Below are 26,729 nucleotides of genomic sequence, written 5' to 3'. Positions count from 1 at the left end.
TTCCCTTATGTTTGTACGTTAAATCGAAATTGTTAGTGAGGTTTTTCAAACCAATCTTGCTGGTGTAGAAACTGTGTCAGTTCGTCCCTTAACAATTGGGCACGTGCTGATAAGCTGCGTCGGTCTGGCCAAACCAAATGTATTTCACGTTTTTGGCCATGCCACTCAGGCAGTACTTGTACTAATTCACCTAATTGAATGGCTTTATACACCATACTTTCAGGCACCAAGGTGATACCTGCGCCGGCTTTTACCAGATTAATACTCACATTCATGTCATTGCTAAGGTGTTGATGCTGCTTATTAATGGCGCGCATTTCACCATTTTTGTGAACCAGTTGCCAGTCCACAAATAGATCAGACACTATGCTAGGACAATGCATCAGTTCATTAATATGGTTTGGTAAGGCGAAAGAGGTGTGTTTGGCGGCTACCAAAATCGGTTTGATATAGCCTAATGAGGTCTGGATTAGGGATGAGTTAGGCATTTTGCCAGAACGAATGGCAAGGTCGGCACGTGTTTCTCGCATGTCTTGAAAACGATTGCTCAACTCAATGTTGAGACTAATTTGCGGGTATTGGCTAATGAATTGCTGCCAAAAAGGGTCTAGTGGACCACCTCCTAAATTGGTTGGTGCCAGAATTTTCACTTCTCCACTCAGGCTGTGGAGTGTTTTATCAAGATTGGAAATACGCTGATCCAGAGCGTCGATGAATTCGGCGCACTCTTGGTAATAATCCTCGCCCATGGGAGTCAGTTTCAGTCCTTTGGTGGAGCGATGCAGTAGTTCACATCCTAAAGCTTGTTCTAGCGCACTGATACGTCGTGATACTGTGGCAATGGTCATATTGAGGCTTTTTGCGGCCTGAGTAAGACTGTTTTTATTTGCTGCAGCAATGAATATTTTAAGATCGTCTAGCATTTTACAAATATGCAATTTAGGTTTTTAGAAATGACTATATTTGCAAATATAGTTGTTTGATAGACTAAGTTCAAAGTCAAATAAGAGCAAAGTGGGATTCGTAGCATGAAAAAGCACTTTGCGAGGAGAGGGTATGAAGTTTCGTCTTTATTTTGCGTTAATAATGTCATGTGTATTGTCATTTCTTATGTCGGGTTGGATCACCTATGTCAATCTTGGTTGGCATGTTGGATTTGTTGGCGATTGGATGACAGCATGGGGTATGGCTTGGCCTGCAGCCGCTGCGATTTCTTTCTTATTCGCACCTGAAATTCAAAAACTCAGCGCTTGGTTAGCGAAAAAAATATAAGTCTAATTGAATTTAAAAGGCTGATTGAATGTAAAAGGGTGAACTTAAAAAGCACGCTACGAGCGTGCTTTTTGTAAGTTTTAGAGTGCTGTTTAAAACGCCTTTGGTGTTGTGGCAGGAGGGTATTCGATCTGTTGAATAGGATCGGTTTGCCCTTCTCCCCATTGTCTTTCTAATGGAATGACGCCCGCCCAAACTGACCAATCATGATCTTCGGGGTCATCAATGGGTGGCGCGTCACGCAATTTGACCGATGCCTCTTCAATTTTAATGCGCACCAATCCAGTGGCTTTGATTTCAGTGTCGGTAATAGGTCTAAGTTGAGACCAACGACCAGGACTGACTTTTTCGAGAAAAATTTCAAACTGACGCTGCTTTTCTTGTGCATCGTCAATCCTCTCTGGAACGCCAAACAAGGTTACCGAGCGATAATTTACCGAATGATGAAACGCTGACCTTGCCATAACCAAACCATCTAGCAGACTGATGTTTATACAAACTTTTTCCATATCATCGACAGGTCCTTTGACGTTGCGGGCTTTGCTGTGACCATGCCAATAAAGATAGTCGCCATCGCGCCAATGACAGGTTGGTGTAACGAAAACTTGGCCATCCTTGGTTTGTCCCAGATGACACATCAGGGCGCCATCAATAATGTCGAGGGCGTGTTGTTTATCATAAGAGGCTCGGTTTGGTCCTCTTTTGACTTTGCTTAGGGAAGTTTCAAGTGTTGTGCCCATTGCTTTCTCCTTGCTTGTCATGGCGTGATTGGTATAAAAGAAGTTTAGAAACATCTGGATTGGAAAAAAATAGCCAGTTTTGACAATATTTAGCAGGCCAGAAATATGAAACATAGTATTGGCAGTTTGCGATTTTCTTTAGATGAAACGGGGGCACCCCTTTATTTACAGTTGATGCAACAGATTCAACAGGGTATTCGTCAGGGAGAACTTGAGGTAAGTGATAAATTGCCGTCTTCACGGTCTCTGGCGTCAGCCTTAGGTGTATCTCGTAGTACCACTACTAGGGCTTATGAGCAGCTCATCGCAGAAGGTTGGTTGTTGAGCGAAGAAAAGCGCGGGGTATTTGTTGCTGCTTATCAAGCAAAAGGTCAATTAACTGGGCAACAGCTTGTTTCAAAAGAAATTGTATCCTGTCATGAGTCACCGGAAGAGGAGCAGACATTGTATGCCTTTGATGCGGGCGTTGATGTGTCGGTTTTCCCTTCTAAGGAATGGGCTGCTAGTATGCGCCGAAGTTGGCTGCAACCCGATGATAAAGTCATGCGGGGTGAGTATTTGACTGGATTTCCACCATTGAAAAAAGCCTTGGTCAATTATTTGTATCGGTTGCGAGGTTTGGAGTGTTGCGCCGAACAAATCATTATCACCGCAGGCAATCGCGATTCATTACAGCTATTGGATCACGCTCTGTCTAAGACCACTCAGAATCAACTTAAGTGGTGGCTTGAAGAGATAACCTATCCCCCCATCAGCGAAGCATTGAATAAACAAGTTAGCCTTGGTCACATTGAATTGGATTCTGAAGGCCCTCGCTTGCCAAACATGAGTAATCTTTGTGATACAAACGCTGACAAGCAACATGCTTTTATTATGACGCCTAATCGACAATATCCTTTGGGCACCAGTATCAGCTCACAACGTCGTCAACAATGGATTAAAGCATTGGATTCGAACACGAGCACTATGTGGCTCATTGAGGATGACTACGACAATGAATTTATCTATCAAGGCCGTGCAGAAGTCCCTTTGATGCAAACGGCTCGATCTTGTAAAGAGGCCTGTCGTAATATCTTTTATGTGGGCAGTTTTTCGAAGGTGTTATTTCGCGGGTTACGCTTGGGGTTTATTGTTGCGCCATTGGAACGGGTGGCGCTTATTAAGCAGAGTCAGAAGCAAATCGGTATATCAGCTTCGCTGCCCATGCAACCCGTAGTTGCGGATTTTTTGATCCAAGGCAATTTTGAGCGACATTTAAATCGCATGCGTCGCCACTATAGATTGAAACGAGATATGCTGCTGTCACTTTTGAATGACTATTTATCGCCCTGGTTCTACTGGAAAAAGCCTCGCGGTGGTTTGCATGTATTAATCGAGTGCAAACCAGAGTGTTTAGCTTTGGTTAATAATAGTGACATATTTGATAGGCAATTTTGTCAGAGGTTACGACAAGATAATGTCATTTTAAGTCCATTATCTATGCATTACTCTGATGGTAACAAGTCTCGACAAGGTTTTGTATTGGGTTTCAGTGGATTACAAGAAGCGCAAATGCAACATATCTTGTCTAAAATGAAGGCTGTGTTACAAGCATGGAGCAAGTAATGGATGGCAAGATTTGGCTCGATGACTATTGAGTCAGCTCAGAATGTGAATTTTGTAAAAATGCGGTGAAGCAAAGGTCAACAAAGGCTAAACTAGACTTTGTGTGATTGGTTGGATTTTGATATATTCCGCACACCTGAATTTAAACTCGCCCGCAGAGACTTTGTCAGTACAGGGTCAGTACAGGATCTGCGAGTGGGTCGGCGAACACTAAGAAAGGGTTTTGTCGGCGGCGTTCAATCAAAATAAAACCATAATGAAATTAATTGTTTATGGTATTTTCAATATTAGATTACGCCATCGTTCCTGTTAGCGACAAGAGCCAACTAAGAGTGTCGTCTAGATGTATTATTAAAGGTTAGATATAGGGCCGTATTGACCCATATCAACCTTGCTCGCCTTTGATGGCCATTTGAGAACATTGTGATTGCTTGTGGGAAGCCGTTAATCAAGTTGCGACTTGGTTCACAATGCAAATGCTGAGCACTTTTTTCAGATTTAGGTGATCCAAAAAAATCATTATTGCGTTATTTCTGAATGACACAGTATTGATTTTTATGCTGTTTACAGTGTGGTGATCTTTACTGAAATACCCGGCATTGCCGGATTTTCGTTCTGTCATTTGATAGTTAAGTGGCAGTTTTGTGAACCTCGGGGTTAGAGGATGATTCTCTTGTTAACTCGTATCCTAAGTAAAGTCGCTTTGGCGCTAATGGTGGGCTTGCTCGCCGGTTGTCAGGGTGGTGTGCTCGATCCAAAGGGTCAGGTTGGTATTGAAGAGAAGCAACTAATTATTGTTGCCACTCTATTAATGCTACTTGTCGTGATTCCTGTGATCTTCATGACATTGTATTTCGCTTGGAAATATCGTGAAGGTCGTGATGAAATCTATGAGCCTAAGTGGTCACACTCCACGAAAATTGAAACTGTTGTATGGGCAATTCCAGTTGTTATCATCATCGTTCTTGGTGTGATTACCTGGAAATCTACACACGCTCTAGATCCTTATAAACCGTTGGAACATGAGAAAGATCATATTACGGTTCAAGTAGTATCCATGAACTGGAAATGGGTTTTCATTTATCCAGAACAGGGTATTGCTACGGTAAACGAATTGGTCTTCCCTGCTGATGTTCCTGTGGCATTCAGAATTTCCTCTGAAGGAACCATGAACTCTTTCTTCATTCCACAACTGGGTAGTCAAATTTACTCTATGGCTGGAATGGTGACAAAACTGCACTTAATCGCAAACGAACCAGGAACTTTTAAAGGTTTCTCTTCTAACTACAGCGGTGCAGGTTTCTCTGGTATGAAATTTAATGCCATTGCTACACCAACAGAAGCGGAGTTCGATGAATGGGTCGCTCAAGTGAAAGAGTCAGGCAATGTACTTGATCAGGCGAGCTACGACGAACTTGCGCAACCTACCGAAAACCATCCTGTAGAATACTTTGGCTCTATTAAGCCAGGTATCTTCCACGATAATGTAATGAAGTTCATGAAAGACTACGGCACGGTTGATATTTTGGAAGGCACAGTCTTCGATACTCCTATGATGCGTCAAATGAAGCAAGGTGATCACCATCACGGTGATATGAACCATGCTGAAATGGATCATAGCGAGATGGACCACAGCAAAATGGACCATAGTCAAATGAATCATGGCGATATGGAGGCTGATAAATAATGTCTGGTTTCTTAGGCAAACTAACCTGGGATGCACTTCCGTATGACCCTATTGTCATCACTACTCTATGTGTGGTGGCCGTGGCCGGCGCCGTTATTGCATTCTTGGTATTAAAAAATAATCTACTGGGCGTCCTATGGCGTGACTGGTTGACTTCAGTTGACCATAAAAAGCTAGGTATCATGTACATTGTACTGGCTTTCATCATGTTGATTCGTGGTTTTGCGGATGCCATCATGATGCGTCTTCAGTTGGCTCTAGCGACCAATGGTGACCCTGGCTACTTACCGCCTCACCACTACGACCAAATCTTTACGGCACATGGTGTCATCATGATCATCTTTATGGCTATGCCATTTATGATTGGTTTGATGAACATTGTTGTACCGCTACAGATTGGTGCCCGTGATGTTGCTTTCCCATTCCTGAACAACCTGAGTTTCTGGCTGGCAGCTTCTGGTGCTATTCTAGTGAACATTTCCCTAGGTTTAGGTGAGTTCGCGAAAACTGGTTGGGTTGCTTATCCTCCTTTGGCTGGCTTGGAATACAGTCCGGGCGTCGGGGTGGACTACTACATATGGGCACTGCAGATATCCGGTATAGGGACAACCTTGACCGCGGTTAACTTCTTGGTAACTGTCTTTAAGATGCGTACGCCAGGAATGAAGTTGATGCAAATGCCGATCTTTACTTGGACCTGCACTTGGGCCAACATCTTGATCGCTGCCTCTTTCCCAATACTGACTGTTGTGTTGGCATTGTTGACGCTAGATCGTTACCTAGATTTCCACTTCTTCACCAATGATGGTGGTGGTAACTCAATGATGTATATCAACCTGTTCTGGGCGTGGGGTCACCCTGAGGTGTACATCCTAGTACTACCAGCGTTCGGTATCTTCTCTGAGATTGTCTCTACCTTTACCGGTAAGCGTTTGTTTGGTTATAAATCTATGGTTTGGGCGACAGCTTCGATTTCCATTCTTGGTTTCGTTGTATGGTTGCACCACTTCTTTACCATGGGCTCAAGTGCCAACGTAAACGCCTTCTTCGGTGTTATGACCATGATCATCGCCGTACCTACCGGTGTGAAATTGTTTAACTGGCTGTTCACTATGTACCGTGGTCGTCTGCGCATTTCTGTGCCTATCCTATGGACATTGGGCTTCATGGTGACATTCACAATTGGTGGTATGACAGGTGTATTGCTTGCTGTACCTGGAGCGGACTATGTACTGCATAACAGTTTGTTCTTGATTGCCCACTTCCACAACACCATTATCGGTGGTGCGGTATTCGGTTACCTAGCAGGCTTCACTTTCTGGTTCCCGAAAGCTATGGGCTTCCATTTGAATGCAAAACTGGGCAAAGCGGCGTTCTGGTGCTGGTTAGTCGGCTTCTTCCTAGCCTTTATGCCATTGTACGTTCTTGGCTTCCTAGGTATGACACGTCGTCTGAACTATACAGATAACCCAGATTTCAACATCTGGTTGTACATTGCTTTATGTGGAGCCTTTGTGATCTTTGCAGGTATTATCTGTCAGTTCCTACAGTTGTACGTCAGCTTCCGTGATCGTAAGCAGAACCTAGATACAACAGGTGATCCATGGGACGGTCATACGCTTGAGTGGTCAACAGCATCTCCACCACAGTACTACAACTTTGCTGAACTACCAGTGGTTTCTGATATCGATGCGTTCACCGATATGAAAGAAAAAGGTACGGCTTACCAGCGTAAAGACAGTTATGCGCCTATCCACATGCCTAAGAACACACCTGCAGGCATCATTATGGGTGGTCTATTGACGGCGTTTGGTTTCGCAATGATCTGGCATATTTGGTGGTTGGCAATTGCTAGCTTATTGGGAACGGTTGTGACTTTCATCGTACGTGCTTATACGAAAGATGTGGATTATTACGTTCAACCTGATGAAATTGCTCGTATTGAAAATGAGCACCTAGACAACGTGGCTAAGGGGTAATCATGAGTACTGCAGTGAATACGCACGATGCTCACGAAGCGGGTGCACACCACGACGAACACCATGATACTGGTGGCAACACCATATTTGGTTTCTGGTTATACTTGATGACGGACTGTTTGTTGTTCGCATCTATCTTTGCTACCTACGCTGTGCTCTTTATGAACACAGCAGGTGGTGTTTCTGGCAAAGATATTTTTGATCTTGAGTTGATTCTGGCTGGTACAGCGGCGTTACTTTTTTCAAGTATCACCTATGGCTTTGCTATGATCAGCGCGCATCGTAAAAATAAAGCCGGTACTTTGGGATGGTTAGCGGTAACTTTCCTATTTGGTGCCTGCTTTATCGCGTTAGAGATCTACGAGTTCCATCACTTGATTGCAAATGGTCACGGTCCTCAAGCAAGTGCTTTCTTGTCTGCCTTCTTTACCCTTGTGGGTACACACGGCTTGCACGTTAGTGCTGGTATGATTTGGATGGTGATCTTAATGATCGAAGTAGCGAAGACGGGGCTGACTAATCGTGCGCTTACCCGCATTGGTTGTCTAAGCTTGTTCTGGCACTTCCTAGACGTTGTTTGGATTTGTGTTTTCACCGTTGTTTATCTGATGGGGGCGGTCTAATGAGCGATCATTCTTCTGAAGCACATTCACACGGTAGCGTGAAGTCCTATGTGATTGGTTTCGTCTGGTCTGTTATTTTGACTGGCATTCCTTTCTGGATGGTAATGACAGAAGCCTTTGATAAAGGTCCAACCTATATCGCTATAGTTGTGTTGGCCATTATTCAGATTTTTGTTCATTTGAAGTACTTCCTTCACTTGGACTTTTCTGAACAAGGCAAGCTGGACACTTATTCATTTATTTTTTCTGCTGTTATTATAATCATGGTGGTTGGTTTGTCTGTGTGGATTATCTACGCATCCAACGCCATGATGATGTAAATGCAGAGTGAATTTATGATTAATGCATTTGGGTACCCTGAAGATGTTTAAGCGTTATTTACAGGTGACTAAGCCTGGCATCATTATGGGCAACCTCATCTCTGTTGCGGGTGGTTATTTTCTAGCCGCTCGCGGCAATATCGATTGGATGTTAATGCTGATGACAGTGATTGGGCTGTCTTTGGTGGTAGCATCCGGTTGTGCCATTAACAACTACATCGACCGAGACATTGATGCCAAAATGAAGCGTACGCGTAATCGCGTAACGGTAAATGGTGAAATGTCTGGAAAAGCTGCCTTTTTTCATGGTGTGGTATTAGGCGTGATTGGTTTTGCCTTGCTGGGGTATTTCACTAACTGGGTAGCAGTGGCTTTTGCTGTTTTTGGTTATGTGGTTTACGTTGGTCTGTACACCTTGTACTTTAAGCGCAAGTCTGTTTACGGCACTTTTATTGGAAGCCTTTCTGGTGCTGTGCCACCTGTTGTAGGCTATTGTGCTGCAGCCGGCCAATTTGATGCTGGTGCTGCCATTTTGTTGACTATGTTCAGCATTTGGCAAATGCCACATTCTTATGCAATCGCGATTTTTCGATTTGATGATTACAAAGCGGCAGGCATTCCAGTATTGCCCGTCTCGCAAGGTATTGCTAAGGCAAAACGTCATATTATTCTGCATATTGCCGCCTTTGCAGTCGTCGCAGCCCTTTTACCTTTAGCTGGCTATGTTGGCATTGGTTTTATGGTGGTGGCTCTATCGACCAGTCTATGGTGGTTAGCAATGGCACTACGAGGTTATCGTGCGGATATTGATTTGAATGGTTGGGCACGTCAAGTGTTCTTCTTTTCCATCATTACGGTTACAGCTCTCAGTGTTACTATGGCGATTGATTTCAATGAAGTCTCACCAAATTTGTTAGTCTTATCGGCACACTGAAGTGATTTTTAAAACGGGCTCATGATGAGCCCGTTTTTATTTCCCTCTTCTATTTTAAGACTTCTTCCCATTTCTCTGATTATTGGTTATTTTGAATAGCCATTAAGGCGTAGATTCCATATAAGGAAGAGAAATGAAGAGGTTGTTCACCAGTTCAACGGTACTGCTCATCATCTTAATGTCGAGTCAGATGTGGGCTAATACAGTGCAGTGCCAAGGGCTCATGTCGCAAGCCTCAGATAAGCTTGAATTACAGACCACTATGTTATTACCGAATGGTCAAGTAAGTTCTCCTTATTGTCAGGTGACGGGCGTCGTCTCCCGTCGTATTGGTAAAGAAGGCGTGTTTTACAACACCCGCTTTGAGTTGCGTTTGCCTTCGCGTTGGCAAGGTCGATTGGCTTATCAGTTTAATACGGCCTTCGGTGGTGAAATAGCGCCTGCATTGGGTAAAATCACCGGTTTAACCAACAACCAATATGCCATCAACCAAGGCTTCGCTGTTGTGTCTTCCAATGAGGGGCACGACAACAGTGCCTTTTCCGCCTTATCTGGTCGCCTTTCACAATCTTTTTTGTTTGGTCACGATGCCACAGCACGTAAAGATTTTGCTTATCAAGCTATGGCTCAGGTGATGCCTGTTGCCATTAAACTTGCTGAACAATATTATGCGGCGCCTGTGCAGTATAAATACGGAATAGGTCAAGCCAATGGTGGAAGAACTGCTATGGTGGCTGCGACTCGTTTTCCTAATATGTTTGATGGTTTACTAGTCGCCTCACCTGGTTTTAATGCGCCTAAAGCCGTATTACAGCATGCTTGGGATTATCAAATATTACGTCAAATCAATGACGATATTCGCACTTCATTAACCGTTCGGGACTTGGAGTTTATTTCTCGCGAATTGATCCGTCAGTGCGATACCTTAGATGGCATTAGTGATGATTTGATTTTTGCTACAGACGCCTGTCAAACAGTATTCAAACCAACTTCACTGGTGTGTAAGAGTGAGTTTGACCGTGATTGTCTATCCACTGAAAAAATAGGCGCTTTAGTGAAGATGCACAAAGGGCCGCATAATGATAAAAACCAATCACTTTACAGCAGTTGGTTTTATGATACAGGAATGCAATCCAATAATTGGCGTGGTTGGAAAATCAGCAGCAAAGTCGACGCTTGGGACAATATGCCTGCGGGATTGGTGTTGGGGGCGAGTGCTTTGGCCAACCTTTATACTGTGCCGCCAACTAAGAGTGAAGGCGATATTTATGCGTTAAGTGATTATTTAGCCTCATTTGATTTTAATCGTGATGCGAAAAAGATCTATGCTGTATCAAAAGAATTTGATGTCTCGCCCATGACTATGATGACACCACCCGATGCGGCAAAACCTAAGCTTACTGAATTCAAACAAGCTGGTGGAAAGATGATAGTGTTTCAGGGCAATAGTGACCCAGTGTTTTCTGTGAAAGACACGACACGCTGGTATGACTTCTTGGATTTTACTTTAGTGGGAAAAGCGCGTGAGTTTGTGCGTTTTTATCGTATCCCCGGTATGCCACATCAACAAGGTGGCTTGTCTACTGATCAGTTCGATATGTTGCAGCCCTTAGTACAATGGGTAGAGCGTCAGGCTCAGCCACAGCAAGTAATCGCTGCGACACGCATAGATAATCCCGAATTGAGTTCAAGAATGGCAGGATTAACCCGTCCTTTATGTCCTTACCCTAGTTATGCTGAATATTGGCAAGGAGATATGAAATCCGCGTCTTCTTTTCGTTGCGTGGTGCCACGTTAAATTGCTTATTACAAGACTAGCGTCCCCCTGCTACGTCAATAAAACTTCCTGTGCTGTAGCTGGCTTTATCACTTAATAACCAAAGGATAGCTTCGGCAACTTCAGTGGCTTGTCCACCTCGCTGCATAGGAATGATTGGCGCGAGGCGATCCACTCTATTGGCTTCTCCGCCATCTGCATGCATTTCAGTATAAATAAAGCCTGGACGAACCGTATTAACGCGAATTCCTTCTGCGGCTAATTCTTTCGCTAAGCCTTTGCTCATGGTGTCTAACGCTCCTTTACTGGCTGCGTAATCCACGTATTCATGTGGTGCACCCACAACTGAAGCTAAAGAGGATACATTCACTATGCTGCCTTTTAATTGATGTTGTCGCATGTGTTTGATGGCTTGCTGGCAACACAACATAGGCCCAAAAACATTTGTTGAAAAAATTCGTTGCCAACGTTCCAATGACAGTTCAGAGAAGCTCTTTTGTGTCTCTAAAATACCAGCATTATTGACTAAGCCACAAACTGGCCCCCAGTTTTCAAGAATCTGATCAAATAGCGCCACTATGCTCGCTTCATCTCTCATATCTGCCTGCATGGCGTTTGCTTGACCACCATGTTGGCGAATCTCGTTTACCAATTTTTCTGCCAGTTGCGCTTCTGTTCGATAATTAACGATTACATGATAGCCATGTTGAGCGGCTAACTTGGCCGTGGCAGCACCTATGCCTCGACTGGCTCCAGTGATAAGCAGGATTGGGTTACTCATGAGTTGTTCCTTGTGTTGTCCATTTCATGGTCACATTAAGCCAGAAGTTATTGGATGAAATCCATGTAAAAAAGGAATCAAGGAGGAGGAAAGTCTGTTATTGAGGAAGTATTTGATACATTCGAGGCAGTAGATTGAGAATAGTAAGTAATGTATATAATAATTAATAAATATTAAATCGGTGGTTTTAATGCAATCTAAAAACATCAACTTTTTGATCACGGATATATTGCGTCTTATGCGTCGCGAATACCGCAAAAGTGACTTAGGGATGACGCCTATGCAGGCTCGCGCTCTGGTATATGTGTCACGAAATGAAGGCATCAGACAGGTAGCACTTGCGGAATTATTGGATATTCAGCCTATTACCTTAGCTCGGTTAATTGATCAACTTGTCTCTGACGGCTTGGTTGAACGAAAGGCAGATCCTAAGGATAGGCGTGCTAATGCTTTGTTTTTAACCAAACAAGCGACAACTTGGTTGATTGAAATAGACAAAGAAATCCAGCGTGTGCGCAGCAAAGCATTACAAGGCTTAAGTGAAGAGCAAATACAAGCTGCGATGGAAGTGATGAACAAAATGCATGAAAACCTTGCCAATGATTCTCTACCTGATACCTAAGCTTCGGAGATTTAGGCTAATGAGTGAACATGAAACAAATTCTTCAGTGCCAAAGCAAGTTGCGAAACGCTCATTGCGTCGCGTGTTATTGATCGCTGTACCTGTATTGGCCATTGTTGTCGCAGCAGGTGTGTATTTAACAGGGGGGCGTTATGTGGAAACGGACAACGCTTATGTTAAATCCGATATCACCAGTATTAATGCTGAAGTGTCGGGGTCTATTCAGCGTCTTATAGTGAAAGATAATCAACCGGTAAAGGCGGGGCAACTGTTGCTGGAGTTAGATGCGACACCCTTTAAATTAGCCGAAGCCAAAGCAGCAGCAGAATTACAGCAAGTACGTTTGAATATCCTTGAACAGAAAGCAGCCTATCAAGAGAAAGTGGCAGAGATAACGCAGGCGCAAAATACTTATGATTTCAATCAACGCGAAGAGCAGCGCCAGGCCAATTTATTAAAACAAAAATTCATTTCTGACACTCAATTTGATCAAGCTAAACAAGCCGCGGAAGTCAGTCGTTTGAATGTCGCGACTTTGAAAAAAGATTTGGATCGACTAAAAGAAGCCTTAGGAGGAAACCCTACTGCTCCGCTTCAAGAACACCCTAGTTATCAAGCGGCATTAGCCGCATTGAACCAAGCGAAAACGGATTTAAGCCATATTGATGTGCGCTCTCCAGTATCCGGTGTAGTAGCGAAAGTGCCTCATCAAGGGGAATATCTGACCGCAGGTGCTACGGCAATGGTGGTGGTTGCTGATCAAAACAAATGGATTGAAGCCAACTTTACAGAGAAAGACCTAACCTATGTTAAAAAAGGACAATCAGTAGAAGTAAAAGTGGATGCTTATCCAGATCGAACCTTTGTTGGTCATGTGGAAAGCATTAGTCCTGCCACGGGCTCAGAGTTTTCCGTTATTCCAGCTGAAAATGCCACAGGTAATTGGGTGAAAATTGCCCAACGTCTGGCGGTGAAAGTAGTGTTGGACGAGAATCAAAATTTGCCAGAATTGCGTACAGGTTTTAGCTCGGTAGTCAAAATAGATACAGAGCATCATCGTCAATTGTTTGGACTTTCGTGGTAACGCATTCTCATGGCAGCTTTAACCTCAACCAGTTCGTTGAAAAGTGATCAGACGCGTCGCATCATGATCACCGTTTCTGTGATGCTGGCGACCATAATGCAGGCTTTGGACACCACCATTGCGAATGTGGCCCTGCCTTATATGAAAGGCACTATGGGCACGACGCAGGATCAAATCTCATGGGTGCTGACCTCTTATATCGTGGCCGCCGCGATCTGTATGCCATTAACCGGTGTATTATCGGCCAAGATAGGGCGAAAGCGTCTGTTTATGTGGTCGATTGTGGGTTTTACTGTCTCTTCTATTTTATGTGGTGCCGCTCAATCATTAAATCAAATTGTCTTGTTTCGTTTGTTACAAGGGATATTTGGCGCCAGCTTAGTACCTTTGTCGCAATCGGTATTACTTGACTCGTACCCAAAAGAAAAACATGGTCCGGCCATGGCAATGTGGGGAGTTGGTGTCATGGTGGGACCGATTCTAGGGCCTTATCTTGGTGGCTTACTAACAGAGTATTACAGCTGGCGTTGGGTGTTTTACATTAACGTACCTTTCGGTATTTTGGCCTGGTTAGGGTTAGCTGGTTTCTTATCGGAGAGCAAGTTGGATAAGGCGCGTCGTTTTGATATGTATGGCTTTGTCTTGCTTGGAGTGGCTATTGGCAGTCTACAAATGATGCTGGATCGTGGCGAGTTACAAAACTGGTTTAACAGCACAGAAATCATGGTGGAAGCCCTATTGGTGTTATTATGTGGTTATATGTTTTTAGTCCATATCTTTACTCACAGCAATCCCTTCATTGACCCTGCCATGTTTAAAGACCGCAACTTTAGTGTTGGCATGGTGTTTATCTTCATTGTAGGTGTCATTTTGTTAGCCTCAATGACACTATTACCACCTTTCATGAGTTCTCTGATGGGTTATCCAGTGGTAGACATAGGAACGATTCTAGCACCACGTGGCTTTGGTACCATGGTGGCCATGATCATAGTGGGACGACTATCTAACAAGGTGGATCCACGGGCATTTATTACATTAGGACTGTTATTTATTACGTTTTCCATGTGGGAAATGACCTTATTTACTGCTGAAGTGAGCGCTTGGGACATTATTCGTTCGGGAATGGTTCAAGGCGTGGGTTTAGGTTTTGTTTTCGTACCCCTATCGACCATCAGTTTTGCTACATTGGATGCGAAATATCGTGATGAAGGCACGTCCATGTTTAGCTTATTGCGTAACATTGGTAGCAGCATTGGCATTTCTATAGTGACCACCTATTTGGCTCAGCGTATACAGATTAATCACGCTGCTTTTGCAGATTATATTAATCCGTTTAATCTTGGTTTGGATGTTGCGCAACAAGCAGGTGTTTATGACATTACTCATGTAACAGGCTTAGCCAATTTGAATGCTTTGGTAAATGAGCAAGCAACAATACTAGCCTACTTGCAGGATTTTCGCTTCATGATGTGGGTGACCTTGGCAGCATTACCGCTTGTTCTGTTACTAAAAGGCACTCCTAAACAGTCAGCTTGATCCTTTTGTTTATGGCTTTAGGCTGGCGACTCGCCGGAGCACGCGTTATTATGCGTGCTTTAATGCTAGTCGATGGTGGAGAGTCAATTTGAGTACCAGTGGACGACACTTTATTTTGGGTTATGGCAGTCTGATAAATGCCGACAGCCGAGCCAAAACGGGTGAAACAGGTAACGTTTGGCCAGTCAAACTTCAAGGCTATGCACGTCATTGGTCTGTAATGTCGACAGAATTTGGTATGAGCTCGGTAGCGGTTGTGGCTCAAACAGATGCTTATTGTAATGGTGTCTTGGTGGAAGTCGCGTATGACCAGTTTACTTTATTTGACGAGCGAGAGCGTGGTTATCAGCGTAGCCAAATTGCCCCACAATCTCTCACTCCTTATCAGGATGAAGCTTTACCACAAGGCACCTACTGGATTTATCATACTCATCAAGTGGTACCACCAGATTCACATTGCCCTATTGCATTGAGTTATGTAGATGTGATTTTGGCGGGGTGCTTGGAACACAGCAAAACCTTTGCGAATGATTTTTTACTACTCACACAAGGTTGGCATCAGCCTACTTTAAATGATCGCTTAGTACCCAGATATCCTAGAGTACAAGCTGATTTATCCACTCAACCATTAAATCAATTAATAGCAACTGTTACCAATTTGTCTGAACGAGAGCTTTCTGTCAGTTATGAACTTTAATCCCACCAGCCAGTTATTGATCCGTAATGAGGAGCAATTGCAAGGCACCCTGCTATTTGCTAATCCAGAAGACACTTATCCTCAAAGCTTGGCTGCTCATGCCAATGTGTATGCTTGGTGCCAATCTAAGACGCGTTATGATGCTTTACTTAAAGTGGGTTTTGCTGAGGATAAATTGTTATTTTCAGAGCAATGGTCATTGCCAGTAGAATTTGATCATGTGGTGATATATCAACCCAAAGCGAAAGAATTATTGGACTATTTGCTTGCCAATGTACTGCCTCATTTAAAAGAAGGTGGACAAATTTGGTTGGTTGGTGATAACAAAAGTGGTGTTAAGTCCTCTATGAAGCGCTTGGAGCCACATTTAGAGGATATTGGTAAAGTTGACAGTGCCAAACATTGTTTGTTGTTTACAGGCTATAAACAGGCTTCAGCTAAGCCGTTTGTATTTGCAGATTGGGTCACTCCATGGCAAGTGGAGGTAGCAGGGCAGCAAATGACCCTGTGCAGTTTGCCTGGGGTCTTTGGCCACGGCAAACTCGATAAAGGCACGGTATTACTGTTAGAACAACTACAATCCCATCGTTTCATGAGCGAGGTTGCACAAGCCCGTATACTGGACTTTGGTTGTGGTGACGGCATTATCGCTTTGTGGTTGCATCGCCATACTCAGGCACAGATCACGGCTCTGGATGACAGTGCATTGGCTTTAAAGGCTACCCAACTGACGTTTACAGCCAATCAAGCCGATGAAGCTTTAACTCTATTAGCCTCAAATGGCCTAAATGAAGTAAAAGGGCGCTTCAATTATGTGGTTACCAATCCGCCTTTTCACACGGGTGTGAGCACAGACTACAGTATCGCAGAAAGCTTTTTTATAGGGGTTAAAAGTCATTTAACCTTAAATGGTGAACTCTTTGTGGTCGCGAATGACTTCTTACGATACCCGCCATTACTGGACGCAGCGTTAGGTTCACACACTCGCTTGCTAAGGGATAAAGGTTTTGCTGTTTATCATGCGCGTCAGATGAAGAAAAAGTAATTTCATTTGTATCTTTTTAAGATAGTTAAATGGATACAGACTGATCTAGTAAGCAAACCAGCGACGACATGAGCGTCGAAAGTTGCTTACATCATAGAAGTTGAAATAGTTTGCCACTTGGCCTTCATCATAGCCAAGCTCATCCATTAGTTGCATGGCAACTTCTTTGCGTACTTGATCACAGAGTTTTTGATAATGAGTATGGTGCCGCTTTAATTTGCGTTTGAAAGTGGCAGGGCTCATGTTTAGGCGTCTAGCCACGTCTTCTAAACTGGGTAAGTTACGTACTTCTTTATGTAGAATAGAATGTATCAGTGATAGCAAACTATGAGGAGCGTCCAATTGTTGCAAAGCTCGACGTGACTCAGTGAGCGACATTTTATACATGCTTGGTGAAGACATAGGGTTGGCTTTAATTAAATCTTGTTTGGCAATGCTCATGGACAAACGTTTGCCATTGAAGCGACGATCTCTTCCCAGATACACCTCATATTCTGCTTGATGATCCGGTTGAGCATAATCTAATGAAATGGACCAAGGTAGGTGAGTATTCGCTAACCAATTACTGTATGACACTAAAGCCGTAATTGTCATCTCTTTGACAAAACGTGTGGCTCGGCTCTGCTCGCTAGATAATAAGCTTGGAGAAATCGCGCCGAATGCTTGTTGAAATTCAATAAACACATGGCTAGGTGTCTGACGTAATCTTGGCGTTAATAAGGGAAAAAACAAACAGGCGAACTCACACAGTCGTTCTAATGCATCCAATGTGGTGGGTGAGTTTTGTAGACAGTGGGAAAGACTATCGAAATAGCCAGGTAGCATGCGTTGTCCAAATATAAAGGAGATATCCTCTAAGAATGGCGGTTGGCTGGCATTGTCAAAAAGCTGCGCCAATTGCTGTGGGCTTAAGATACGCTTACCTTGTGTGACATCGTCATAAAACAAACCTGTTTTACGCAAAAAATAGTTCGCTTCAACACCACGAGAAATCAGCAAATCCATGAGAATCACGGCTTGCTGATGAGCAAAAAGGTAAGCATCATGACGTTCCAGCCAGCACTTCTGCATTTTATTACTCTTAGGCTTTCTGCAAAGCAGATTGATTCTGCACTGCAAGAGCATGGTAGGCTCGTTGTAATAAATGTTCAGGTGTTTCTTGTTCGTCTTTTGCCATCACCATGACCATAGAAACGCCTAAACGAATGCTCTGGTCGACGCCTTGGGCGCGATAATGAAACTGATGTAAAAGCTGTTCTAATTCGTAGGCAATTTGTTTTGCTTTGGGTAAATCCACATCATGTAAAACCAGAGCAAAACGTCCTCCAGCCAAGTGACAAAGGCTGTCCTCTGATTTAAGTGTCAGACTAATGAGTTCACTGACAATGATGAGAAAGCGATCGGCTTCTTTGCCACCGTAGCGGTAATTGATGTCAGCAAACGGCACCACATCCAATAACAATAAGGCGTGTTGTTGCCAGCTGGCATGGCCTTTTGCAAAGGCTTGTTCTAACTGGCTACTGAGAAAGCCGGATTTCGGTAAACTGGTGGTGTCGTCTAATGCCCCCGTGTCTTGGTAAATGGCTTTACGCTTCTCCAAATAACGGTCTATCTGGTGTTGTTCTTTGCGTTTTAGCCAAAAAGCAACGGTAAGTGCGAACAAACCTAACGGCAGTGACTCTACCCAACTGTCCCATTCATAACCTAAGGGCAGGTGTATCCATTCATCGAGCAAGTCTTGAAAGTTGGCCGCAAAAATACCAATAAAACCAATGGCAAACCAGTTAGTGACAGGGCCGGGTTGTCGCATGGATAAAACTAATAACAACCAAACGACAATACTGAAAGCGGCGGCGCCTTCTCCTATGATGTCTATCCAAACCCACTGCTGATGAGGTTTCACCTGACCTTGCATTAAGTTTAGTAATAACAAAACAATGAAAATCGTAAACAGGGTGGCGAGCCATGCTTTATGGCGTAGTATTTTCTGTGAATTGCTAATAAATATGTATTGCCAGCGGTGCAACCAGTCACCCATACCGCTCTCCTGTCTACTAAAATGGAATGCTTCTATTATGTGACCGCAATATTACAAATTTAGGACAGTCAGTCCGATTAGCTCATATGAGATGTTTGTATTAGCTAAAAAAACAGAATTGGATCCTTGCCTGTAAAATTAACACTATGATTTAAATGGTTTTTTTGTCTTTTTCGGATAATTCTAATGGCTCAGCAAGGAGATCAATCAAGGCAATTTTCTTATTTCTGAGAGTATTTTGACCATCCGTCATAAAGGCTGTCATGGAAGTGTCATGAGCTGTTACTAAGGTGAGCAAACTTTGTATTTGTTAGCCATATTGATTAATAGAGGAAGGTTCACATGAAGTTCACTCCCACTCTACTCGCCATCATGGTGAGTGCGACTTGCTTATCGGCAAACGCGAATAGCATTACTGCCAGCCAAACCAAAACACAGGTTAGCTATGAAGACATTGCCGATGCTGCGGTTTGGGTTAGTCCCAATAATGCCAATGAAGATCTGCTGATTAGCACACTAGAAGGTGATGGCTTAGCAGTATTTGATCGCACTGGTCGTATACTGCTCACTGATGCTTCGCAAGAAGTGTTAGGAGCTGATATTCGCTATGGGCTAAAAGATGATAAGAATAGTCTTGATGTATTGGCGGTGGGATTACCAGAAGAAGAAGCCTTTGCGTTTTATCGCATTGATCCACAAGCAACGCCTATTTTGCAAGCGGTTGGCCGTATTGACACTCATATTGCTCCTGAAGCTGTGTGTCTTTATAAAAACGTTACCACAGGAGAAACCACGGTTACGGGTCTGTCAGACGATGGCCAAATCGTGCAATACAAAATCCGCAATCGCGCCGGTCAGATTGTCAGTGCCGTAGTAGATAAACAAGGCAAGCCTATTGCCGTGCGAGAGACGCAAGTGGGTGGTGAGCTGAGTGCCTGCGTGGCCGATGATGAAACGGGCACTTTATACGTTGCAGAACAGAATGTCGGAATTTGGGCATACGGTGCGGACGCTGAAAATGTGAAAGACCGTCGTTTGGTGGACGTGGCGCAGCCTCTTGGTCATTTAGAAGAAATTGAAAGCATGGATATGCTTTATCAAGCAGACGGTAAGGGCTACCTCTTGATCGCCGATGAAGGCGCTGGCTTTCTCATGTATGACCGTGATGCTGAGCAAGCTTTACAAGCCTCTTTTGATGTAGAAGGGGTGGAAGAGGCCAAAATTATTACCGCATCGCCAAGTGGATTATGGATTGGTAATACTGAAGCGGATGAACCAGTGTACGAGTTTTTACCTCTGTCTGAGCTGCAACGCCAGCTTAAAGGCCTTGATTTGAATGAGGTACAAAGTCATCGTCAACTTTCGCTCGAAGGGGTTAAGTTAGTTGCCGCAACAGGTGAAACACAGGAAGTGAGTGAAGACGGTGATGCAGCGGATGATCCTGCTTTTTGGCTGAACCCAGTAGATGCCTCACAAAGTTTGATTATAGCGACCAATAAAAAAGGCGGCTTAATGGCTTATGACCTTCAAGGTCGCGAAGTACAGTTTTTGGAAGAAGGTGAACCAAATAACGTGGATATTCGCACCATTACCGATTGGGATGGGTCGGAATTTGCTTTGGCAACTGCTTCCAATCGAGATTTAAACACCTTGGCTCTGTATAAGATTCAAGCTGGTAAAGAACCTATTCAGCCACTGAAGGCGATTGGTAAACAGCGTCATGAGGAAGCTGCCGAGTTCGTTTCAGGTGTTGATGAAGTATATGGCTTATGCATGTACAAGGCGAAAAGCGGACAAGTGTATGCCTTTATGAATGGCAAGAACGGTGTTATTGAACAATGGCGTCTTACTGCGACCAAAGCGGGTATCGAAGGAGAAGTAGTTCGCCGTTTGCAAGTTGATTCTCAACCCGAAGGTTGTGTGGCAGACGATGCTACTGGCATTTTGTATGTGGGTGAAGAAGATGTGGCAATTTGGACATTTCAAGCTGATGAAAATGCCAGTACTAAAGCCAGTTTATTTGCCGCAGTAGATGGTAAACACCTAGTAGATGATATTGAAGGTTTGACCTTGTATCAAAATGGTAAAGAGAATTACCTGATTGCTTCAAGCCAAGGTAACAATACTTACGCCATTTATGATTTGGATAATGATAACCGCTATCTTGCGAGTTTTGCCATCATAGGCGATGACGAGAAAGGGGTAGATGGCAGCAGTGATACAGATGGTATTCACGCGGTGACCGCCAACCTAGGAGAGGACTATCCTCACGGTTTATTCTTAGCGCAAGATTGGTATAACTTGGATGCGGAATATCGAGCGCAAAAGCAAAATTTCAAAATAGTTGATTGGCGAAATATTGAGCAAGCTCTACGAGATTAATGAAAGTTATCTCGAAAGCTTACTGGCTTTATAGTTCGGTTGAATGATTTTTTTGGGCTAAGGTAAGTATGGTATGTCTCACCTACTTACCGCCCTTTAAAAAAATAGGAGGTTAGCTTTGCATAAGAGCGGGGTCAATAATCACCTTCTTGTCTTGGCGTCACGTTTAGAAAAGTATTTTCACTGTTTATAATAGCGAGTGATATTCATCTTTTGTTTTAAGTTCTTTGGAAAAAATTTTGTCGCAAAAAAAGAGGATTGCTTTGGAAGCAAGTTTAGCGAGACGACAGTAATGATTAAGGTGATTAGGATCCAAATTTGTAATATGAAGATGACTAAGGGAAAAGAGTAAAAGCGATAGCATTGACCAGCAAGAATAGCCCCTAAGGCTCCTGCAATCATTTTTGCAAAAGATAAGTAACTAAACAGTAATGTATGGCGCTGTTGCACTTGTCTTTGAATAAAGGATATTTGACTGACTTCCACACCACTTTCACCCATTCCAGCGATAAAGATACATAGCAGTGCCCAATTTAGCGTACTTTGCTGAAAGGTGAGAATAAACCCGTTTGACATTACTAGCACACACACAAAAAACATCACAAGAAGGGCGTTGTTACTTTGGATTTTTAAAGTTCGAGTTAAGGAAAACGCGCCTAAAAATTTACCTATTCCCCATGCAGACATTAAGTAACCTAAGCTTTGGCTGAGATTTTCAGGCGATAATAACTTAGCTAAATCAGGAAACCCAAGTTGGTGAAATGCATTGGCAAAACTGATGAGAAATACCATGATTAATATTCCAATCATAAAGTGTTTCGACGAAGTAGGTTTTGCCAAATCAGCAGAAAAAGATGCTTTTTTTGCTTGAACTTGTGGGTCAGTAAAGACAGTTTGTGTTGAAAGTTGATGTACAAGATAAAATAGTCCTGCAACCAAACAATATAGCGAAGCATTTAATATTAGCACTCCTTTATAATCTAGGTATTGTACCAGTAGACCTGAGCTCATACCGGCTAGAATGGCTCCTATAGCCGAACAAGCGGTGATTGCAGCATTCATCTTGGTACGCTTTTGGGCTCTAATCCAATAAGGCAAACGACTATTAAATAAAATGATAAACAAGGCGTTGGATAAACCACCGAGGAAGCCTATGATTGGCAGGATAAAAATCATTGAATGAGAAGGCGTTAGAATTAAGCCGAGTAATAGCAAGCTTCTAATGCCGTTTAAGCCAATTATGCTAAAAGTCATAGGTATTCGCTTACTTAGTCGTTCACCTATTAAGCTGGCAACACTTCCTCCTATGACGGCGGTGGCAAAGAAAATACTCAGTTCATAAGCGTTTTTCTGCGATAAAAAAATAAAAGCGGCCAGCACTATGGTATTAAACGCACTAATGAAATCTGATAAGGCACGTGCCACTACAATGACAATGGGCAGTAATCTAGTAGGTGTCTTAGGTCGAACAGGTTGGGTTCGCATAGTGCCTTTCCTTTGGCTTTATTAAGTCGAATCGTCCTGATTCGATCACCTCTCTTTTATACCTCGAAAAAGTTTAAAAAACCAAACTTTATATAAAAAAAGCGCCCATTTGGGCGCAAAATATTCGACGGGAGTTTCCGTTTCTCTATTAAGGTGGATGTTTAGAAGGCGTATTTGTCCCTTCCTTCACCTACTGGGAATGGCAATACGTTGTTCTGCGATACCGTGACAAGCGATAAGGTGACCGGATGTTGCTTCTTTAAGTTCAGGCACCTCCTTTCGACAGCGGTCATTTGCGTATTCGCAGCGTCCGTGAAAGGCACAACCTGAAGGGGGGTTAAGTGGTGATGGCAATTCACCTTGCAATTTAATTCTCTGACGACGTTTGTCTGGTGACAACTGTGGTGTACTGGATAAGAGTGCCAAAGTGTATGGGTGCATAGGATTTTGAAATAAATCCGCTTTGCTGCCCTGTTCAACCACTTTACCCAAGTACATCACCATGACCTCATCCGCTATGTGTTCAACCACAGACAAATCATGGGAAATAAACACATAACTCAAGTTCAGTTCTTGTTGTAGATCCATCATCAAATTCAGCACTTGCGCTTGTACTGAGACGTCCAACGCTGAAACGGGTTCGTCAGCGACTATGATACTCGGATCAAGCATAAGACCTCGAGCAATGGCAATACGCTGGCGTTGACCTCCAGAAAACATATGCGGGTAACGATCATAATGTTCCGTTTTCAAGCCGACCTTGCTCATGATGTCTAAGGCCTTTTGCTTGCGCTCAGTCTGAGACATATTGGTATTGATAACCAAGGGCTCTTCCAGAATGCGACCAATTTTTTTACGCGGATTGAGAGATCCATAGGGGTTTTGGAAGATGATCTGAATTTTTTGTCTGAGTTTGGCTTGCGCGGCTTTGCTTAAACTTAATAGGTCTTCACCTAGATGTTTCAAACGTCCGGACGTTGGCGTTTCTATCATGGTCAGCATACGACCTAGGGTGGATTTTCCGCAACCGGATTCACCGACAATGGCCAGAGTTTTGCCTTTTGCTAATTGGAAGCTGATACCATCAACCGCTTTTACTACCGCATTGGGTTTGAATATGCCTTGTTTGACTTGATAGTGCTGTTTGAGTGCTTGCGCATCAAGAATGTATTCTTGTTGATTCATGCGGCAGGTCTCCCTTCTGTGTCTAGTGGCGTGTGGCATTTCACTTGGCGAGATAAATCGCCTTGGCTGGCCGGTTCCACTTGCTGGCAGTGTTCGTTGGCATAAGGACAGCGAGGGCTTAACAAACAGCCTTGCGGTCTATCGTATTGACCGGGTACAACACCAGATAATGCATCCAAACGAGCTTTACCAGCAGCGGATTCTGGTAAGGAAGCCAGCAAGGCTTGTGTATAAGGGTGTTTTGGTGTGACAAATACTTCGCTTGCAGGGCCGGATTCGACAATTTGACCTGCGTACATGACGATGACACGATCAGCCACTTCTGCCACTAAAGCAAGATCATGTGTGATCAGCACTAAGCCCATTTGTTGTTTACGCTGCAATTCAATCAATAAATCTATGATCTGTGCTTGAATGGTGACATCCAGTGCGGTTGTCGGCTCATCGGCGATCAACAGCTTTGGATTACATGCAATAGCGATGGCGATCATCACCCTTTGACTCATACCGCCAGACAACTGATGAGGGTAGTTGTTCAAGCGAGACTCTGGTGCTGGAATGCCCACTTGCGTTAACAATTCAATGGCGCGTGCCTTGAGCTCTTTTTTACTGCCACCTTGGTGGGTTTTAAGAGCTTCAATAATTTGATATCCAACGGTAAAACAAGGATTTAAACTGGTCATTGGGTCTTGGAAAATCATTGCAATATCCGAGCCGGTTAGCTTACGACGTTGCTTTTCTGGCATGTCTAATAAATTTTCGCCATTAAAGCTGAGTTGCTCAGCTTGCACTTTTCCTGGGTAATCAATTAGTCCCATGATGGACAGAGAACTGACACTTTTCCCCGAGCCAGATTCGCCAACAATCCCTAATACTTCGCCTTCCTCGACCTGGTAACTGATGTTATCAACGGCTTGGAACTGGCCAAATTTAACGCTTAAGTTATTGAGTTCTAGTAATGACATTTGGCTTCTCCTACTGCTTTAACTTAGGGTCAAGAGCATCACGTAAGCCGTCACCCATTAAGTTGAACGCCAATACAGTGATCAGAATCATTAACCCTGGGAAGGTCACTACCCACCATGCGCGTTGCACAAACTGCAAGGCATCGGACAACATAGATCCCCATTCAGGGGTTGGAGGTTGTGCGCCCAAACCGAGGAAACCCAAGGCTGCCATATCGAGAATCGCGGTGGAAAAACCGAGCGTGGCTTGCACAATCAAAGGTGCCAAACAATTTGGCAGAATGCAGATAAACATTAGCCGCAATGGACCAGCACCAATGACACGTGATGAAGTGACATAGTCTTTTGACATTTCCGTCATGGTCGCAGCGCGAGTCAAACGTACATAATGCGGTAAAGAAACTATGGAAATAGCCAAGGCGGCATTGACTATGCTGGGGCCTAAAATGGCGACGATGGCAATGGCCAATAACAGGCTTGGCATGGCCAGCATGATGTCAACAATACGCATTATCATGGTATCCACCACGCCCCTGCAGTAGCCAGCGACTAAACCTAATAGAATTCCCATGATTAATGAGGCGGTCACGGCCACAATGCCAACAGAAATGGACAAACGAGAACCGTAAATAAGACGTGATAGCATGTCACGACCCACATCATCGGTGCCTAGAATATATGACCAGTTCCCGCCTTCTAACCAAGCTGGAGGCAGTAACAAGGCGTCACGATATTGTTGGGACGGTGAATGGGGCGCTATCCAGTCAGCAAAAATGGCCATGAAGCAAATAATCAGTATAACGACAAATCCAGTAACGGCTCCTTTGTTACTACTGAAGTAATACCAAAATTCTTGTAATGGTGTTTTTGGTGCTGGCGCACTTAGAGTTTGAGAAGACATAGCGGCGCCCTTTTATTTACTGTGTCGAATACGTGGATTGACAATGCCGTAGGCAATGTCGACCAGCAGGTTCACGGCAATGATGATACAAGCTACGATCAAAATACCACCTTGTACAACAGGATAATCTCGACGCCCAATAGACTCGATTAACCATTTACCGATACCGGGCCAAGCGAAAATCGTTTCAGTGAGAATGGCACCAGATAACAAGATACCCACTTGTAAACCAATGACAGTAATAACGGGAATTAAAGCGTTGCGTAACGCGTGAATAATGATCACACGCCAAGGTGCAATGCCCTTGGCTCGTGCGGTACGAATGTAGTCTTCACTGAGTACTTCCAACATGGAAGAACGTGTCATACGAGCAATTACTGCCATAGGAATGGTGCCTAATACAATGCTTGGTAAAATCAAATGAGAGACTGCAGAGGCAAAAGCCCCTGTTTCATCAGATAATAGGGAATCGATCAACATAAAACCGGTCACATCGTCGATCCAATAAATAACGTCCACCCGCCCTGATACTGGTGTCCAACCTAGGGTCACGGAGAATACCAACATGAGCAGTAAAGCCCACCAAAAAATTGGCATAGAGTAGCCTGTAAGGGAAACCGTCATCACGGAGTGGTCAAATAAGGTGCCACGTTTCACGGCCGCAATGATGCCGGCAGGCAAGCCTACAAATATGGCAAAGATAGCGGCACAAAAAGCCAGTTCAATAGTGGCTGGAAACAGGGTTAAAAATTCTTTCATAACAGGTTCTTTGGTAATTAAGGAGTTACCAAGGTCGCCCTGTAATACGCCGCCCACATAACGAAAATATTGGATGTACAAAGGTTTATCAAAACCCAGTTGGGCGCTTAATTCGGCATGGCGTTCTGCACTCACGCCACGTTCACCGGCCATGACCTCGATAGGGTCACCCGGAATAAGACGGATCAGAGTAAACGTCAGTAGAGTAATACCGATAAAGGTAGGTATTACCAAACTTAAACGACGAAAAATAAACTGGAACATAGTAGGGCTGGCTCTCATGTTTTTTTATTGAACAAGGACTCACTGGCT

Annotated in this window: 24 protein-coding genes; 14 read left to right on the top strand and 10 right to left on the bottom strand. The window is 43.8% G+C overall.

Annotated features, from left to right (window positions below; all coding sequences use genetic code 11):
- Window positions 1-32 precede the first annotated feature (32 nt).
- The gene (locus ABXS85_RS11525) at window positions 33-923 is read right to left on the bottom strand and encodes a LysR family transcriptional regulator (protein ID WP_353666681.1); all 891 of its coding nucleotides are present in this window, start codon (window positions 921-923) and stop codon (window positions 33-35) included.
- Window positions 924-1,056: 133 nt separating this feature from the next.
- On the opposite strand from ABXS85_RS11525, the gene ABXS85_RS11520 reads away from it, so the two are divergent.
- Complete coding sequence (locus ABXS85_RS11520) at window positions 1,057-1,272, top strand: DUF2798 domain-containing protein (protein ID WP_353666680.1); 216 nt, start codon at window positions 1,057-1,059, stop codon at window positions 1,270-1,272.
- Between the two features lie 92 nt (window positions 1,273-1,364).
- Here ABXS85_RS11520 and ABXS85_RS11515 read toward each other — a convergent pair whose 3' ends face one another.
- Window positions 1,365-2,012, bottom strand: coding sequence for a pyridoxamine 5'-phosphate oxidase family protein (locus ABXS85_RS11515; protein WP_353666679.1), 648 nt, complete (start codon window positions 2,010-2,012; stop codon window positions 1,365-1,367).
- 105 nt (window positions 2,013-2,117) lie between these two features.
- On the opposite strand from ABXS85_RS11515, the gene ABXS85_RS11510 reads away from it, so the two are divergent.
- The 7 genes from ABXS85_RS11510 (at window position 2,118) to ABXS85_RS11480 (ending at window position 10,958) form a co-directional block, all read left to right on the top strand.
- On the top strand, window positions 2,118-3,617 hold the full coding sequence (locus tag ABXS85_RS11510; RefSeq protein ID WP_353666678.1) for a PLP-dependent aminotransferase family protein: 1,500 nt from the start codon (window positions 2,118-2,120) through the stop codon (window positions 3,615-3,617).
- 664 nt (window positions 3,618-4,281) lie between these two features.
- Window positions 4,282-5,304, top strand: coding sequence for a ubiquinol oxidase subunit II (gene cyoA, locus ABXS85_RS11505; protein ID WP_353666677.1), 1,023 nt, complete (start codon window positions 4,282-4,284; stop codon window positions 5,302-5,304).
- Window positions 5,304-7,283 (top strand): cytochrome o ubiquinol oxidase subunit I, encoded by a 1,980-nt coding sequence (gene cyoB / locus ABXS85_RS11500; RefSeq protein ID WP_353666676.1) that lies wholly within the window; start codon window positions 5,304-5,306, stop codon window positions 7,281-7,283. The genes cyoA and cyoB overlap by 1 nt, the downstream gene beginning before the upstream one ends.
- 2 nt (window positions 7,284-7,285) lie before the next feature.
- Window positions 7,286-7,906: a cytochrome o ubiquinol oxidase subunit III gene (gene cyoC, locus ABXS85_RS11495; RefSeq protein WP_353666675.1), complete on the top strand. Its 621-nt coding sequence runs from the start codon at window positions 7,286-7,288 to the stop codon at window positions 7,904-7,906.
- On the top strand, window positions 7,906-8,226 hold the full coding sequence (gene cyoD / locus ABXS85_RS11490; RefSeq protein WP_353666674.1) for a cytochrome o ubiquinol oxidase subunit IV: 321 nt from the start codon (window positions 7,906-7,908) through the stop codon (window positions 8,224-8,226). Before cyoC ends, cyoD begins: the two co-directional genes overlap by 1 nt.
- Before the next feature lie 43 nt (window positions 8,227-8,269).
- Complete coding sequence (cyoE, locus tag ABXS85_RS11485) at window positions 8,270-9,160, top strand: heme o synthase (protein ID WP_353666673.1); 891 nt, start codon at window positions 8,270-8,272, stop codon at window positions 9,158-9,160.
- Between the two features lie 133 nt (window positions 9,161-9,293).
- The gene (locus tag ABXS85_RS11480) at window positions 9,294-10,958 is read left to right on the top strand and encodes a tannase/feruloyl esterase family alpha/beta hydrolase (protein ID WP_353666672.1); all 1,665 of its coding nucleotides are present in this window, start codon (window positions 9,294-9,296) and stop codon (window positions 10,956-10,958) included.
- A 16-nt stretch (window positions 10,959-10,974) separates the two neighbouring features.
- Here ABXS85_RS11480 and ABXS85_RS11475 read toward each other — a convergent pair whose 3' ends face one another.
- Window positions 10,975-11,718: a glucose 1-dehydrogenase gene (locus ABXS85_RS11475; RefSeq protein ID WP_353666671.1), complete on the bottom strand. Its 744-nt coding sequence runs from the start codon at window positions 11,716-11,718 to the stop codon at window positions 10,975-10,977.
- A gap of 190 nt (window positions 11,719-11,908) precedes the next feature.
- Between ABXS85_RS11475 and ABXS85_RS11470 the strand changes: the two genes are divergently transcribed.
- The 5 genes from ABXS85_RS11470 (at window position 11,909) to ABXS85_RS11450 (ending at window position 16,702) form a co-directional block, all read left to right on the top strand.
- On the top strand, window positions 11,909-12,340 hold the full coding sequence (locus ABXS85_RS11470) for a MarR family transcriptional regulator (protein ID WP_353666670.1): 432 nt from the start codon (window positions 11,909-11,911) through the stop codon (window positions 12,338-12,340).
- Between the two features lie 19 nt (window positions 12,341-12,359).
- Window positions 12,360-13,424, top strand: coding sequence for an HlyD family secretion protein (locus ABXS85_RS11465; protein WP_353666669.1), 1,065 nt, complete (start codon window positions 12,360-12,362; stop codon window positions 13,422-13,424).
- Window positions 13,425-13,433: 9 nt separating this feature from the next.
- A complete protein-coding gene (locus ABXS85_RS11460) occupies window positions 13,434-14,960 on the top strand; it encodes a DHA2 family efflux MFS transporter permease subunit (protein WP_353666668.1) in 1,527 nt (508 codons plus the stop codon).
- 88 nt (window positions 14,961-15,048) lie between these two features.
- Window positions 15,049-15,657: a gamma-glutamylcyclotransferase family protein gene (locus tag ABXS85_RS11455; RefSeq protein WP_353666667.1), complete on the top strand. Its 609-nt coding sequence runs from the start codon at window positions 15,049-15,051 to the stop codon at window positions 15,655-15,657.
- Complete coding sequence (locus tag ABXS85_RS11450) at window positions 15,647-16,702, top strand: class I SAM-dependent methyltransferase (protein ID WP_353666666.1); 1,056 nt, start codon at window positions 15,647-15,649, stop codon at window positions 16,700-16,702. The genes ABXS85_RS11455 and ABXS85_RS11450 overlap by 11 nt, the downstream gene beginning before the upstream one ends.
- A gap of 45 nt (window positions 16,703-16,747) precedes the next feature.
- On the opposite strand, the gene ABXS85_RS11445 is transcribed toward ABXS85_RS11450, so the two are convergent.
- Together ABXS85_RS11445 and ABXS85_RS11440 are read right to left on the bottom strand one after the other, a co-directional pair.
- Complete coding sequence (locus ABXS85_RS11445; protein ID WP_353666665.1) at window positions 16,748-17,773, bottom strand: AraC family transcriptional regulator ligand-binding domain-containing protein; 1,026 nt, start codon at window positions 17,771-17,773, stop codon at window positions 16,748-16,750.
- Window positions 17,774-17,783: 10 nt separating this feature from the next.
- The gene (locus tag ABXS85_RS11440) at window positions 17,784-18,740 is read right to left on the bottom strand and encodes a GGDEF domain-containing protein (protein WP_353666664.1); all 957 of its coding nucleotides are present in this window, start codon (window positions 18,738-18,740) and stop codon (window positions 17,784-17,786) included.
- A 342-nt stretch (window positions 18,741-19,082) separates the two neighbouring features.
- On the opposite strand from ABXS85_RS11440, the gene ABXS85_RS11435 reads away from it, so the two are divergent.
- The gene (locus tag ABXS85_RS11435) at window positions 19,083-21,122 is read left to right on the top strand and encodes a phytase (protein ID WP_353666663.1); all 2,040 of its coding nucleotides are present in this window, start codon (window positions 19,083-19,085) and stop codon (window positions 21,120-21,122) included.
- A gap of 180 nt (window positions 21,123-21,302) precedes the next feature.
- On the opposite strand, the gene ABXS85_RS11430 is transcribed toward ABXS85_RS11435, so the two are convergent.
- The 5 genes from ABXS85_RS11430 to ABXS85_RS11410 all read right to left on the bottom strand — a co-directional run bounded on the left by ABXS85_RS11430 (window position 21,303) and on the right by ABXS85_RS11410 (window position 26,681).
- Window positions 21,303-22,547 (bottom strand): MFS transporter, encoded by a 1,245-nt coding sequence (locus tag ABXS85_RS11430; protein WP_353666662.1) that lies wholly within the window; start codon window positions 22,545-22,547, stop codon window positions 21,303-21,305.
- A gap of 246 nt (window positions 22,548-22,793) precedes the next feature.
- Window positions 22,794-23,792: a peptide ABC transporter ATP-binding protein gene (locus ABXS85_RS11425; protein ID WP_353666661.1), complete on the bottom strand. Its 999-nt coding sequence runs from the start codon at window positions 23,790-23,792 to the stop codon at window positions 22,794-22,796.
- Entirely contained in the window at window positions 23,789-24,757 is a 969-nt protein-coding gene (gene dppD, locus ABXS85_RS11420) for a dipeptide ABC transporter ATP-binding protein (protein WP_353666660.1), read from the bottom strand. The genes ABXS85_RS11425 and dppD overlap by 4 nt, the downstream gene beginning before the upstream one ends.
- A 10-nt stretch (window positions 24,758-24,767) precedes the next feature.
- Complete coding sequence (gene dppC, locus ABXS85_RS11415; protein ID WP_353666659.1) at window positions 24,768-25,658, bottom strand: dipeptide ABC transporter permease DppC; 891 nt, start codon at window positions 25,656-25,658, stop codon at window positions 24,768-24,770.
- A 12-nt stretch (window positions 25,659-25,670) separates the two neighbouring features.
- Complete coding sequence (locus ABXS85_RS11410) at window positions 25,671-26,681, bottom strand: ABC transporter permease subunit (protein WP_353666658.1); 1,011 nt, start codon at window positions 26,679-26,681, stop codon at window positions 25,671-25,673.
- Between the last annotated feature and the right edge of the window lie 48 nt (window positions 26,682-26,729).

Origin of the sequence: Marinomonas sp. THO17, assembly GCF_040436405.1 — a bacterium.
GTDB lineage: Bacteria > Pseudomonadota > Gammaproteobacteria > Pseudomonadales > Marinomonadaceae > Marinomonas.
Note: the sequence above shows the minus strand (reverse complement) of the source record. Positions and strands in the feature narration are given on the sequence as shown.